Below are 13,356 nucleotides of genomic sequence, written 5' to 3'. Positions count from 1 at the left end.
TAGTCGGCTACGCCGCGTTACTTGACTTCGTAGATCCAGATCAACGCGTTCGCCAATTCCCCGTCGGGCGCCCATTTGTATTGCCTGGCAAGGCCGTTGCCGTCATAGGCGCGCACGAACTCCAGCAGGTCGGGTCGGGTCACCTTGCCCGCGTCGATGCCCTTCACCAGCACCGTAGCGAGGTCGTAGGCCTCCACCGAATACACGCCGGGCGCTTGACCGTTCAGTGCCTGGTACTTGGTCGCGAATTCCTCGGGGGCGGGACCGCACGGGCACGACAGCACCGCGCCCTCGGCCGCGCTGCCCGCCTGGGCGACGAACTGCGGGTCGTTGGTGCCGTCGGCGGAGACGAACACCGCGTTCACCCCGCCGGACTTCAGCTGCTGTGCCAGCGGTGCGGCCTCGGAGTAGTAGCCGGAGTAGAAGATCGCATCGGGCTTCGCCGCGCCGATCTTGGTGACCGTCGCGGAGAAGTCCTTGTCGCCCTTCTTGATACTGGCCGCGCACGCCGGGTCGGCGGCGGCACCGAGGCCCTGGGTGATCGAGGCGGCGAGGCCGGTGCCGTAATCGGTGTTGTCCTGAATGACACACACCTTCTTGTAGCCCGCGGTGTTCACCAGGTAGTTCGCCACCGAGGGGCCCTGCACGTCGTCATTGGCGAGACCACGGAAGAAGCTGGTCCAGCCGTTCTTGGTGAGCGTGGCGTTGGTCGCCGACGAGCTCACCGCGACCAGGGCCGCGTCGCTGAGGATCTTGCCGGTCGCCTTGGTCTCACCGGAGAACGCGGGGCCGACCAGGCCGACGACGGACTGGTCGTTGACGATCTGCGGAATGACCTGGGTGGCCTTCTGCGGATCACCCTCGGTGTCGAACTGTTTCAGCTCGATACGGCAGCCGGGGTTGGCCTTGTTGTGTTCGTCGAGGGCGAGTTTCACGCCGTCGAGGATGTTGATACCCAGCGCGGCATCCGGGCCGGTCAACGCGCCCGTCATGGCGATCGAGGTACCGGGCGCGCAGGTTGCGGCGCCCTCGCCCGCCGGATCGGCGGCCGAGGACACGTCGGCCTTGGGCACTTCCTTGCCCTCGCGGTCGATCTGCAACAGCGGCTGAATCGACAGCGCCCCTGCGCCTTCCGTTCCCGACGCCGAACCACTGTCCGCGGATTTATCACCACAGCCAGCCAAAACCAAGACGGCGGCAGCGCCGAGCGCCATCGCGCCCAGCGTGGTCTTACGCCGCGGAGTAGGGCTGAATCGCCGAATCGAACCAAGCACGTTTCACCTCTGAAGTTCTGTGCTCCCCCGGAAGAAGTTCACCGAGAGGGACCGACCACCGTCGGTCTGGTCAGAAACATAGCTGCGTCACGTTAGCGCCACATCACATTCGAGTGATCTGGCCGTCCGATTGCTCACCCTTGCTCACAATTGCGTTTCAGCTGCGTTAAATACGCCCCGCAACGCCGGAAATCACTGCGGCGTCAGGTTCTCCAGCACCACCTCGGCCACCGCCTTCATCGTGGTCCTGCGATCCATCGCCGTGCGCTGAATCCACTTGAACGCCTGCGGCTCGGAAAGCCCCTGGGTCTGCATCAACACACCCTTGGCCCGCTCCACCAGCTTGCGCGTCTCCAGTCGTTCCGACAGGTTCGCGACTTCGCTTTCCAGCGCGGTGATCTCATGGAAACGGCTCGCCGCCAATTCGATCGCGGGAACGAGATCCGATTTCGTGAACGGCTTCACCAGATAGGCCATCGCACCCGCGTCCCGTGCGCGCTCCACCAGATCGCGCTGACTGAACGCGGTCAGGATCACCACCGGCGCAACACGTTTGGAGGCGATCTCGCCCGCCGCGTCGATACCGTCGCGACGCGGCATCTTCACATCCATGATCACCAGATCCGGGTGGTGTTCCACCGCGAGATCGACCGCCTGTTGACCGTCGCCCGCCTCACCGACCACGTGATAGCCCTCTTCGGTCAGCATCTCCACCAGATCCATCCGGATGAGCGCTTCGTCCTCGGCGACGACTACTCGTTTCGCCGCGCCGTCGCGGGTCGGGCCGTCGCCCCCTGCTGCTGTGCTCATAGGTAGACCCCTCTGGTTCCGATGCCTGATCACCCGAAACGCCGAGCGCCCGCCGTGGTCGACGCACATGACCACCGGCGTACCTTCGCGCTGCCGAGTGACCTAGAGAGTACCGGTCAGTCCAGCCACCACCACATATGCCCTGGACAGACCCCTTCCCACCACCATCGACCACGCCCATTTCCTTCCGAGCCCCTCGACCCGCTATCATTTCCCTCCGGTGCGCCGGGTTGGCGGAACTGGCAGACGCGACGGTCTCAAAAACCGTTGTCCGAAAGGACGTGTGGGTTCGAGTCCCACACTCGGCACCAAGACGTAGGGCCCCTGTTTTCACAGGGGCCCTACACATTTCAGCGCACCGCCTACCGTCGAAGCGGATCGGTGGCGGTGCCGGTCGCCTACAGGTCGTCGGAGTAGTCGGCGGTGGTCCAGCGGTCGGGGCGGATGGTGAACAGGACGCTGCCGTCGCCGGCGGAGTGGTCGGCGAAGGCGCGGCCTTCTTCCTCGCCGAGGTAGCGGATCGCGATGGCCTCGGCGGGCTCGCGCGGGGAGGGGGCGGTCGTGTCGATGACGGTGCCCTCCACGATCACGTACTGGTAGGGCAACTCCTCGCGCTGCACTACCAGGGTCACCGCACCCGCCGCGCGAATGAGACGGGCCTTGCGGCTCGCGTCGCCGGTATTGATGAGGATGTCGCCGCCGGGGGTGTAGCCGTACCAGATCGGGATACTCGCCGGCGGGCGGCCGTCGGTGGCGGCGACCGAGAGGACGGCGATGTGCTTGTCGGCCAGGAACTGTTGGCGTTCGGCTTCGGTGAATGGTTTCGGCATGACTGATGCAGCACCGTCGAGGCGACCGGTATTCCTGGCGCCGACCGGCGCACCGCGCCACCCGCGAACAGCCTTGTTCCCGCACAGGTTTCAGCGCTTCCCGGGCGACCGGCAGAGCCAACCGCGTACGCACGCCGGGTCGCGACGAGGACATCTCCCGACCGCTCCCCCGATCGCCACGACCGCCGAGATCGCTGTCATCACAACGGAATCACAAGGGTGGGATTCGCCACAGCATTACGCACCGACGGCGCAGCACGAATAATAGTCTTCGTTTTCCGACCGTGTCACGCATCATAAGGCAACACCCCTGGCAGGCCGACAATTCATGTACGGAAAGCGAATCACAGGTGAATTAGTCCCCCCTTACCAGTGATTCGTGAATTCTCGCCGTCCGTGACCGTTATCCGACGTTTATCTTGGTAGTTGTGCACGTCCTGTTCGTTTGCCACGGCAATGTCTGTCGTTCGGTTATCGCCGAACGGCTGACTCGCGCCGTCGCCATCGAACACGCGATGCCCGAACTCACCGCGGAAAGCGCGGGGACCCGCGCCCTGCTCGGATTTCCGGTGGAACCCTTGGCCGCCAAAATCATCGACGGACTCGGCGCCGACGCCACGAACTTTCGCGCACGCAAGCTCGTGCCCGCGCTCATCGACAGAGCCGACCTGGTCTTGACCATGACCGAGCAGATTCGTGAACAGGTCGGGGCACTGTCCATGGGCGCCGTCGCCCGCACCTTCACCCTGCTGGAGGCACACCGGATCGCGCACGTCACCGGCGCGCGCACCATCGAGGAACTGCACAGCGCACGCGACGATCTGTCGCTGGTCGGCCGGGAAAGCATCGCCGACCCCGTTGGCCTTTCCGAGCAGGCGTACTGCGAGGTGGGTGATCGGATCGCCGAAGCATTGATCCCCCTGCTACTGGCGCTCGCCCCCAGCCACGAAATCCCGCCGCGAGAAGACGATCGCCCCGGCCTGGTGATCGCGCCGGGATCACCGCCGCCACTGGCCGCCTTTCTCGCCGCGCAACGCGCGAGATGAACTCCTGCGCGCAATTTCCGCGACAAGGCCGCGCCCGCGCGGTAGCGTCGCCACACGAGGCACCACCGCAGAGCGCACAGCCACACCCTCGATGACGCCGCGTCACCGGCCGCGAGCCCAACTCCTCGCCGCCACCGAAATGTCGCACACCACATTCACCGCGACAGGTGTATTCACAGACCGCCCCAAGGGATTACACTCCCCCACAACATTCACCATCATCCCGCCGTTGCTGGTTCGACACACGACAGGAATCAGACATGCCGAAACGCATTTCGGATGTTTCGCTCCATGTTTATGTGACACCGGAAACCCTCGAGCGCCTCGTCGCGGGCGTGCGTGATCTGCTCGACGAGCACCTGGCCGAGCGTGACGTGTTCGCCTGGCGTTTCACGTTGCCCGTCGACGCCGAAGATCCCGAACACCTCGCGCTCGAAACCCAGTGGCACACAAACCATCCCGAGACGGATACCGGCGAGCGTCGCACCTACGAGATCGCACTGAGCCTGGTCGGCGACCCCACCGAGCTCACCGACGACACCATGGCCGAGCTGGAATACCAACTGCTGCACGGGATCTACGGCAATGCGGTGCCCGGGCAGGAGATACCGCTTTCGATGCACGCGATCCGCCGCAGCGACGTCGACCTGGATCTCGACGCCGACCGCGAACGAATCTGACGCACTAACCGCGTGCCGGGAAGTGCCGGATCACGCCCTCCTGCACGGTCGTGGCGAGCAGATCGCCTGTGCGCGAATAGAAATGGCCCATCGCGAGGCCACGCGACCCGGCCGCCACCGGCGACTCGGTGGCGTACAACGCCCAGTCGTCGAAGCGGAACGGACGATGAAACCAGATCGAATGGTTCACCGTCGCCGCGAGTATCCTGTCGTGGCCCCAGGAAAGTCCGTGCGTGGTGATGATCGAGTCCAACACCGTGGTGTCGGACGAATAGCCCAGCGCCGCGACATGGATCAGCGGATCGTCGGGCAGCTGACCGTCGGCGCGCATCCACACCCGATTGTGGTTGAGCCGCTCACCGGTGCCCTTCATGATCCAGGCCGGATCATTGGTGTAGCGCATATCGATCGGGTGCGGCGCCTCGACGAACATCTGGAGCTTGTCCTCGAAGCCCGCGAAGCTCTCCTCCACCCTCGGCAGCGTCTCCGGGTCGGGTACCTCGGGCTGCGCCGAGGAATGATCCAGCCCCTTGCCGTACTGCTGGAAGGCCGCCAGCATCACGAACAGCTCCTGGCCGTCCTGGATGGCGGTCACCGTGCGGTTGGCGAACGCGCGGCCGTCACGATGGCGCTCCACGTGATACTCGATCGGCTGCTTCACATCCCCGCCACGCACGAAATGCGCGTTTACGGCGTGCACCGGCCGGTCACCGACGGTGCGGCCCGCGGCGATGATCGCCTGGGCCACCAGTTGCCCGCCGAAGGTGCGACTCCACACCTTCTCCGGGTGCTGGCCGACGAAGACGTTCTCGTCGGTCTGCTGAAGATCCAGCAGGTCGAGCAGCACCCCCAGATCGCTCACCGGTTTCGTCTGCTCGACATTCGCCGTGTCGTCCAGGGATGCGCCCATCAATGATCCTCCTCGCCGATCCGGTGCACGTGCACCAGGTTGGTGGAGCCGACCGTACCCGGTGGCGATCCGGCCACGATCACCACGAGGTCACCCTTCTGGTAGCGATCCATCGACAGCAGCGACACATCCACCTGGTGGATCATCGCGTCGGTGGTCTCCACCGTCGGCACGATGAAGGTCTCGGTGCCCCAGGTCAACGTCAGCTGGCTGCGCACCTCGGGCAAGGGCGTGAACGCCAACAGCGGCAGGGGCGTGTGCAGCCTGGCCAGGCGGCGCACCGTGTCACCGGACTGGGTGAACGCCACCAACGCCTTCGCGTTCAACCGCTCGCCGATATCGCGGGCGGCGTAGGAGATGACACCGCGCTTGGTGCGCGGCACATGCGTCAACGGCGGCACCTGGGTGGATTCCGTCTCCACCGCGTGCACGATCCTGGCCATCGTGCGGACCGTCTCGATCGGGTAGGCGCCCACCGAGGTCTCCCCCGACAGCATCACCGCGTCGGCGCCGTCGAGCACCGCGTTCGCGACATCCGAGGCTTCAGCCCTGGTCGGGCGCGAGTTCTCGATCATCGACTCCAGCATCTGGGTCGCCACGATCACCGGCTTGGCGTTCTCGCGCGCCATCTGGATCGCCCGCTTCTGCACGATCGGCACCTGCTCGAGCGGCAATTCGACACCGAGGTCGCCGCGCGCCACCATCACCGCGTCGAAGGCGAGCACGATCGCCTCAAGATTATCGATGGCCTCGGGCTTTTCGAGCTTCGCGATCACCGGGACCCGGCGTCCGACCCGATCCATCACGTCGTGCACGAGCTCGATATCCGAGGGCGAACGCACGAACGACAGCGCGATGAAGTCGACACCGAGCTTCAGCGCGAATTCCAGATCCTCGATGTCTTTTTCCGACAACGCGGGCACCGAGACATCCATGCCCGGCAGCGAAACGCCCTTGTTGTTGGAGACCGGGCCGCCCTCGGTGACCCGGCATACCACGTCGTTGCCCTCGACGCCGGTGACAGTCAGACCGACCTTGCCGTCGTCGACGAGCAGCCGATCGCCGGGCTTGGCGTCCCTGGCGAGCTGGTCGTAGGTGGTGGAGACCCGGTCGTGGGTGCCGTCGATCTCATCGACGGTGATGCGCACCTCTTCGCCGGTCGCCCACACCGTGCGGCCGTCGACGAAACGGCCGAGCCGGATCTTGGGGCCCTGGAGGTCGGCGAGCACGCCGACCGCGCGGCCGAGGTGATCACCCGCCTGTCGCACCTTCTTGTAGTTGTCCGCGTGGTCGGCATGCTCGCCGTGACTGAAGTTCAGGCGAGCAACGTCCATACCGCTCTCGACGAGTTCACGGATACGGTCCTCGGTGGCAGTGGCCGGCCCGAGCGTGCACACAATCTTCGTCCGTCGCATCACGAGTCGAGCCTAGTCCGCCACCACCCTGTCTTCCCGCCCTGGCCATGGTGAAGGTTGGGTGAAAAGAACGAACAGCGGTGAACACGGCAGCGGGGCGGGCACATTCGAGTGCCCGCCCCGCGCATGTCGGTCGGTGCCGCGTCAGTCGCGCAGCGGTCGGCCCTGCGGGTCGGTGACGCTGCCGGTGAGCATCATGATGCCGTCGACAAGGCCCCATATTCCGCCGAGACCGCAGGTGAACACGGTGACCAGCAGTTGAGCTACGCCGAGCCCGGTATAACCGAGGTAGAAACGGCCGATACCGAGGCTGCCGATGAAGATCTGCAGCAGACCGGCGAGCAGCTTCTGCTTGTCGGAGAAGGGGACGCCGAATTGGTCACGGCCCCAGGGCGCTTCGGGGTCGTTGGGGTTGTACCCCGGTGCGCCGGGCGGGTAACCGTAACCACCGATCGGCTGACCGTACTGGTCCACCGGCGGGCCGTATTGTGGCTGGCCGTAAGGATTCTGCGGTTGACCGTACGGGTTCGGTTGCTGCCCGTACGGATTCGGTGGTTGCCCGTAGGGGTCCTGCGGCTGACCCGGCTGCTGCGGTTGTTGTTGCGGCGGCTGCTGCGGTGCGTCCTGATGCTTGCTCAGGTCCGGACCCGTACCGGGCGGGCCGTACTGCGGTCCGTCGGGCTGGTTCTGCTGGTAGGGGTCGGTCACTCATGTCCTCCTCATTCGTGCGGGCACCCGCTCTGGCGCCCCCCGTGTGCTTGATCCGCCGAACGGTGCTTCCCCACGACGATCACCGACACATTGTCGCCGCACGCGGCCGACCCCGGTATCCCCAGGGTCGGGTGCCTTCCGCGCGGGCCGGTCGGTGTCAGGAGTCGGAGTCGACTTTCGTGCCGGAACTCGTGGACTCAGCCGACACCGGCTGTTTTTTGGAGCCGGTCGCGGACTCGGCATCGGCTTCCGACGTGGACGAGCTCGCCTGCGCGACGGCGTCGGACGAGTCGTCGGTCGACTTCTTCGGCTCAGCTGCCGCTGTCTCGGTCTCGGTGGACTTCTTCGCGCTCTCGGCCTCGGAGTCCGCGACCTTGTCCGAGTCCCCGACCTTGTCCGAGTTCGCGGTCGCATCCGAGTCGGTCTTCTCGCCAGCGACGGCGCCGGTCGACTGCGTCGCTGCCTCGGCCTCGACGTCCGTAGCGGCAGTCTCGGTGGACTCGGTCTCGGTGGACTCGGCAGCGTCGGCGTCGTCCGCATCCGCCTGCGCGACCGCCTCGGTCACCGCGACACTGTCGATCTCGGTGGTCTCGGCGTCGGCGTCCGGGCCCGGCGCGCCGCCACCCGGCTTGGTCAGCACCGGAAATTCCTCGGTCTTCGCCGTGCCGTCGCCGTCGGAATCGGCGTCCTGATCGGCTGCGGCGGACACGTCGTCCTGATCTTCCCCGTCCGGGCGCAACTGCTCGGGGGCCTCCCGGCCCCTGGTCGCGAAGATGACGTAGGCGATGGCCAACAGGAACACCACCGCCGAGGTGAACGAGTTGATCCTGATCCCGGCGATCTTGGTCGCCTCGTCGTCGCGCATCAGCTCCACGAAGAACCGGCCGAAGCTGTACCCGGCGACATACAGCGCGAACAGGCGCCCGTGGCCGATCCGGAAACGCCGGTCCAGCCACACCAGCGCCAGCACGACCAGCACATTCCACAGCAACTCGTACAGGAAGGTGGGGTGCACGACCTTGTCGACCTGACCGGTGGAAACCCCGGTCAGCATGTCCAGCTTGCCGTTGTCGTCGAACCGACGGTAGATCTCCAGCCCCCACGGCAGGTCGGTCTCGCGACCGTAGAGCTCCTGGTTGAAGTAGTTGCCGATCCGGCCGATGGCCTGCGCGAGCAGAATCGGCGGCGCGAGCGCATCACCCAACGCGGGCAACGGGATTCGGTAGACCCTGCACCCGATCCAGGCGCCGACACCGCCGAGCAGCACCGCACCCCAGATACCCAGACCACCCTGATAGACCTTGAGCGCGTCCATCGGATGACCGTCGGCGCCGAAATACTTCTGCCAGTCGGTCGCGACGTGATACAGGCGCCCACCGACCAGGCCGAACGGCACCGCGAACATCGCCACATCGAGGATCGCGCCCGGCCGACCGCCGCGATCGCGCCACCGGCGCTCGCCCCACCAGAGCGCGACGATGATGCCCGCGATGATGCACAACGCGTACGCGCGCAACGGAACCGGGCCCAACTGCCACACACCCTGTGCGGGTGAGGGAATGTAGGCGAGCACGGAGCCACCGTCGGCGCCGACAAGGAAATTCTCTGCCAGGACTCGTAAGGTCACGGGGCCACCGTAGCGGAGACCCGCGACGACGTCGGCACCACCGCAGCACGGCGAGGCACAGACTCGACTTCAGTGCTCGACACCGAGACCTCGGCTAGCGCACCGACGGCTTCGCTCGGCGCCACCGTCGAGTCAGGACGCGACCGTCGCCGAACGCACGCCCTCGGCCAGTTCCTCGGTCAACACGCGTACCGCGTCCAGTCCCGTACCCGCGGCCGTCACCAGGGCCGAGCCCACGATGACACCGTCGGCGTACGCACCGATCTCGGCGGCCTGCGCACCCGAACGCACGCCGAGCCCGACACCGATCGGGATGTCGGAATGCTCGCGAATCCGCGCGCACAACGCGGGCGCCGCCGACGACACCGCATCGCGGGCGCCGGTCACCCCCATCGTCGAGGACGCGTAGACGAAACCGGTACTCGCGTCCAATGTCTTCACCAGACGCTCCTCGGTCGAGGACGGCGCGACGAGGAAGATCCGGTCGAGATCGTGCGCCGCCGAGGCCGCGAACCAGTCGTCGGCCTCCTCCGGGATGAGGTTGGGCGTGATGATGCCCGCGCCGCCCGCCGCGGCGAGGTCGCGCGAGAATCGGTCGATGCCGTAGCGCAACACCGGGTTCCAGTAGCTCATCACCACGGCCGCGCCACCCGCCTCGGTGATCGCCTCGACCACGGAGAACACGTCGCGCACCCGCACGCCGCCGCGCAACGCCTGCTCGGCGGCGGCCTGGATCGTCGGGCCGTCCATCACCGGGTCGGAGTAGGCGACACCCACTTCGATGATGTCGCAACCGGATTCGATCATGGTCTTGCAGACCTCGATGGAGCCGGCCAGGTCCGGGTATCCGGCGGGCAGATAGCCGATCAGCGCGGCGCGGCGCTCGGCGCGCGTCGTCGCGAATGTAGCGGCCAGACGGGACTGCCGAGTCACTGCTGTTCCTTCTTCGCCTCGTGATTGGCCGCGTCCTGCGCGGACTCGTCGCTGTCGTCGAGCAAACCGAACCAGCGCGCGGCGGTGTCCATGTCCTTGTCGCCACGACCCGACAGGTTCACCAGGATCAGCGCGCCCTGTCCGAGTTCCTTGCCCAGCTCCAGGGCACCCGCGACCGCGTGCGCGGACTCGATCGCCGGGATGATGCCCTCGGTCCTGCTGAGCAGCAACAGCGCGTCCATCGCCGCGGTGTCGGTCACCGGACGGTATTCGGCGCGGCCGATGTCCTTGAGGAAGGCGTGCTCGGGGCCGACACCTGGATAGTCGAGACCGGCCGAGATCGAGTGCGACTCGATGGTCTGGCCGTCCTCGTCCTGCAAGAGATACGAGTAGGCGCCCTGGAACGCGCCGGGTGTGCCACCGGTGAAAGTGGCCGCGTGCCTTCCGGTTTCGACGCCGTCGCCGGCGGCCTCGTAGCCGACCAGGCGGACGGAGGCGTCGTCGAGGAAGGGGTGGAAGATGCCGATCGCGTTGGAGCCCCCGCCCACGCAGGCCACGACGGCGTCGGGCAGCCGACCCGTCGACGCCTGCACCTGCGCGCGTGCCTCCAGGCCGACGACGCGTTGGAAATCGCGCACCAGCATGGGGAACGGATGCGGGCCCGCCGCGGTGCCGAAGCAGTAGTAGGTGTCGTCGGCGTTGCTCACCCAGTCGCGCAGCGCCTCGTTGATCGCGTCCTTGAGGGTCTGCGAACCGGTGCGCACCGAGATCACCTCGGCGCCGAGCAACCGCATGCGCGCCACGTTCAACGCCTGCCGCGCCGTATCGACCGCACCCATGTAGATCACACAGCGCAGACCGAGCAACGCGCAGGCGGTCGCGGTCGCGACGCCGTGCTGGCCGGCGCCGGTCTCGGCGATCACCCTGGTCTTGCCCATGCGCTTGGCCAACAACGCTTGGCCGAGCACATTGTTGATCTTGTGTGAGCCGGTGTGGTTCAGGTCTTCGCGCTTGAGCAGGATGCGCGCGCCGCCCGCGTGCTCGGCAAGCCGCGTGCACTCGAACACGGGAGAGGGACGGCCGGTGTAATCACGCTGCAACCGGTCCAGTTCGTCGAGGAAGCTCGGCTCCAGCCGACACTTCTCGTACTCGGCGGTCACCTCCTCGATCACCGCCATCAGCGCCTCGGGCACATGCCTGCCGCCGTAGACGCCGAAGTGGCCGCCCGCGTCCGGCTCATACGCACTGCGATGAGCTACTCCGGCACTCGCCTGCGGCAGCGAGCTCACGACCGGCCTCGACGGGCGGGTTTCGGGCATGAAGGATGCGTACCCGCGGTCACCAACTCGGACACCGCGGCACGGGGGTCACCGCTTTTCACCAGGCCCTCGCCGACCAGCACGGCGTCCGCACCCGCACCCGCGTAGGCGAGCAGGTCGGCGGTGCCACGAATGCCGGACTCGGCGATCCTGATCACCTCGGTGGGTAGACCGGGAGCGATGCTCGCGAACACGTCCCGATGGACGGTCAAACTCTTGAGGTCACGCGCGTTCACCCCGATCACCGAGGCGCCCGCCTCCAGCGCGCGATCGGCTTCCTCCTCGGTGTGCACCTCCACCAACGCGGTCATGCCGAGCGACTCCGTGCGATCGATCAACGCCGAGAGCACGTCCTGCTCCAGCGCCGCGACGATCAGCAGGATCACGTCGGCGCCGTGTGCGCGCGCCTCGTGAATCTGATACGGGCCGACGACGAAGTCCTTGCGCAGCACCGGAATGCTCACCGCCGCACGCACCGCGTCCAGGTCGTCGAGCGATCCGTTGAACCTGCGCCCCTCGGTGAGCACGCTGATCACCCGCGCGCCACCGTCCTCGTAGGACTTGGCCAAACTCGCCGGGTCGGGAATGTCCGCGAGGTCACCACTCGACGGGCTGGCCCGCTTGACCTCCGCGATCACCCCGATGCCATCTTCGAGCAGGGCGGCACGCGCGTCCAGTGGCGCGGGCGCGGCGGCCGCGGCCGCCTTGATCGCCGGGAAATCCAACAGGGACTCTCGAGCGGCCACGTCCGCGCGGACCCCGTCGAGAATCGAGTCGAGTACCGTCATCTGGCTCGAATCCTTTCTGGGGAGACGGACTTGCTACCTGGGAATCCACCCAGGCGCTGTCTCACCGATGCTCACAAAGAATAAATGGACCGACCCGCGGCGTTCGCGCCGGGGCGTGTCTGATGCCACGACAAGGTTGTCAGGAGCTGGTCTTCGGGTCGTCGGTCCGGCCCGCCGCGCCGTCTTCGGTCGGGTCGGTGCCCGCGTCCAACGCGTCCCACAACACGCGTTCGGACAACGGTTGCGGCGCCTCGGCGGCACCCGAAGCCTGCTGGTCGGCCACCTGACGGGAGGCCGCCGCGCGCCGCGACACGGGGTTGTCGTACTTGCCCGACATGCGCGAGGTCGACGACGACATCCTGGCCAGCAACACCCCGGCGACGAACGCGCCGATCGCACCGAGCAACGCGATCACGGCGGCGACCGACGAACTACTCGCCTGCTCGACCTGCGCGCGACCAGGCAATTCGGCCAGTGTCGCCGCGCGTTCGGCGAGCTTGCCCGAATTCGTCAACAGTGCGAAGGGCGGCACGGCGGTGACCGCGCCGACCAGGGCAAGCAACACTCCGATCAGCCTGCGAAACCACCCTCGCGTGGCGAGGACGGCCGCGATCGAGGCGAGCAACACCAGCGCCAACGGTGTCAGCGCGCCGAACCAGACGCCGCCGTTGAGCCGGTCGGTGCGCGGCTGGGTGAGCCCATCCGAGGATTCGAGCGTCACCCACGTCATCCGGGAGGCGATCCACAACAGCGCGGCTGCCACGGCGAGCAGGGCGAGTGGCACCACCGGGGTTGTGCGCCGAGCCGATGTGCCGGTGGTCTCGGTACCGATTGCCGCCGCCCCTGGCCGCGTCACACCGGTTTCCGCGGACGTCAGCGATTCACCGCTTGCCGCTGACGCAGCGGCCTCCGGCGATTCAGCGTTGTTCGGCGACGCAGCGCTTCTCGGTGCCTCAGCGTTCTCCGACGACGCAGCGTTCTCCGACGACGCAGCGTTCTCCGACGACGCAGCG

Annotated in this window: 14 protein-coding genes and 1 tRNA gene; 4 read left to right on the top strand and 11 right to left on the bottom strand. The window is 66.8% G+C overall.

Going from position 1 to position 13,356, the window contains the following annotated elements; all coding sequences use genetic code 11:
- Positions 1 to 17 precede the first annotated feature (17 nt).
- Positions 18 to 1,214 (bottom strand): branched-chain amino acid ABC transporter substrate-binding protein, encoded by a 1,197-nt coding sequence (locus ABEA50_RS19795; protein WP_345497158.1) that lies wholly within the window; start codon positions 1,212 to 1,214, stop codon positions 18 to 20.
- 252 nt (positions 1,215 to 1,466) lie between these two features.
- Positions 1,467 to 2,084, bottom strand: a complete 618-nt coding sequence (locus tag ABEA50_RS19790) for an ANTAR domain-containing response regulator (RefSeq protein ID WP_345497039.1) — start codon at positions 2,082 to 2,084, stop codon at positions 1,467 to 1,469.
- A 224-nt stretch (positions 2,085 to 2,308) separates the two neighbouring features.
- Between ABEA50_RS19790 and ABEA50_RS19785 the strand changes: the two genes are divergently transcribed.
- Positions 2,309 to 2,395: transfer RNA gene (locus tag ABEA50_RS19785), tRNA-Leu, on the top strand.
- Between the two features lie 87 nt (positions 2,396 to 2,482).
- Here the strand turns inward: ABEA50_RS19785 and ABEA50_RS19780 are convergent.
- A complete protein-coding gene (locus ABEA50_RS19780) occupies positions 2,483 to 2,914 on the bottom strand; it encodes a pyridoxamine 5'-phosphate oxidase family protein (RefSeq protein WP_345497038.1) in 432 nt (143 codons plus the stop codon).
- 428 nt (positions 2,915 to 3,342) lie between these two features.
- Here ABEA50_RS19780 and ABEA50_RS19775 point away from each other — a divergent pair, with 428 nt between their 5' ends.
- A complete protein-coding gene (locus ABEA50_RS19775) occupies positions 3,343 to 3,960 on the top strand; it encodes an arsenate reductase/protein-tyrosine-phosphatase family protein (RefSeq protein WP_345497037.1) in 618 nt (205 codons plus the stop codon).
- A gap of 260 nt (positions 3,961 to 4,220) precedes the next feature.
- Positions 4,221 to 4,640: a hypothetical protein gene (locus ABEA50_RS19770; RefSeq protein ID WP_345497036.1), complete on the top strand. Its 420-nt coding sequence runs from the start codon at positions 4,221 to 4,223 to the stop codon at positions 4,638 to 4,640.
- 4 nt (positions 4,641 to 4,644) lie between these two features.
- Here the strand turns inward: ABEA50_RS19770 and ABEA50_RS19765 are convergent, their stop codons facing one another.
- The 8 genes from ABEA50_RS19765 to ABEA50_RS19730 form a co-directional block, all read right to left on the bottom strand.
- Entirely contained in the window at positions 4,645 to 5,550 is a 906-nt protein-coding gene (locus tag ABEA50_RS19765; protein ID WP_345497035.1) for an acyl-CoA thioesterase, read from the bottom strand.
- Positions 5,550 to 6,968, bottom strand: a complete 1,419-nt coding sequence (pyk, locus tag ABEA50_RS19760; protein ID WP_345497034.1) for a pyruvate kinase — start codon at positions 6,966 to 6,968, stop codon at positions 5,550 to 5,552. Before pyk ends, ABEA50_RS19765 begins: the two co-directional genes overlap by 1 nt.
- A 141-nt stretch (positions 6,969 to 7,109) precedes the next feature.
- Complete coding sequence (locus tag ABEA50_RS19755) at positions 7,110 to 7,673, bottom strand: TM2 domain-containing protein (RefSeq protein ID WP_345497033.1); 564 nt, start codon at positions 7,671 to 7,673, stop codon at positions 7,110 to 7,112.
- 160 nt (positions 7,674 to 7,833) lie between these two features.
- Entirely contained in the window at positions 7,834 to 9,303 is a 1,470-nt protein-coding gene (gene lgt / locus ABEA50_RS19750) for a prolipoprotein diacylglyceryl transferase (protein ID WP_345497032.1), read from the bottom strand.
- 132 nt (positions 9,304 to 9,435) lie between these two features.
- A complete protein-coding gene (gene trpA, locus ABEA50_RS19745) occupies positions 9,436 to 10,236 on the bottom strand; it encodes a tryptophan synthase subunit alpha (protein WP_345497031.1) in 801 nt (266 codons plus the stop codon).
- The gene (gene trpB / locus ABEA50_RS19740) at positions 10,233 to 11,555 is read right to left on the bottom strand and encodes a tryptophan synthase subunit beta (protein WP_345497030.1); all 1,323 of its coding nucleotides are present in this window, start codon (positions 11,553 to 11,555) and stop codon (positions 10,233 to 10,235) included. Before trpB ends, trpA begins: the two co-directional genes overlap by 4 nt.
- Positions 11,522 to 12,343: an indole-3-glycerol phosphate synthase TrpC gene (gene trpC, locus ABEA50_RS19735; protein ID WP_345497029.1), complete on the bottom strand. Its 822-nt coding sequence runs from the start codon at positions 12,341 to 12,343 to the stop codon at positions 11,522 to 11,524. Before trpC ends, trpB begins: the two co-directional genes overlap by 34 nt.
- A 139-nt stretch (positions 12,344 to 12,482) precedes the next feature.
- The gene (locus ABEA50_RS19730; protein WP_345497028.1) at positions 12,483 to 13,127 is read right to left on the bottom strand and encodes a TIGR02234 family membrane protein; all 645 of its coding nucleotides are present in this window, start codon (positions 13,125 to 13,127) and stop codon (positions 12,483 to 12,485) included.
- 10 nt (positions 13,128 to 13,137) lie between these two features.
- On the opposite strand from ABEA50_RS19730, the gene ABEA50_RS19725 reads away from it, so the two are divergent.
- On the top strand, positions 13,138 to 13,356 hold a 219-nt coding region (locus ABEA50_RS19725; protein WP_345497027.1), incomplete at its 3' end, for a hypothetical protein.

The organism is Nocardia callitridis (assembly GCF_039543305.1).
GTDB lineage: Bacteria > Actinomycetota > Actinomycetes > Mycobacteriales > Mycobacteriaceae > Nocardia > Nocardia callitridis.
Note: the sequence above shows the minus strand (reverse complement) of the source record. Positions and strands in the feature narration are given on the sequence as shown.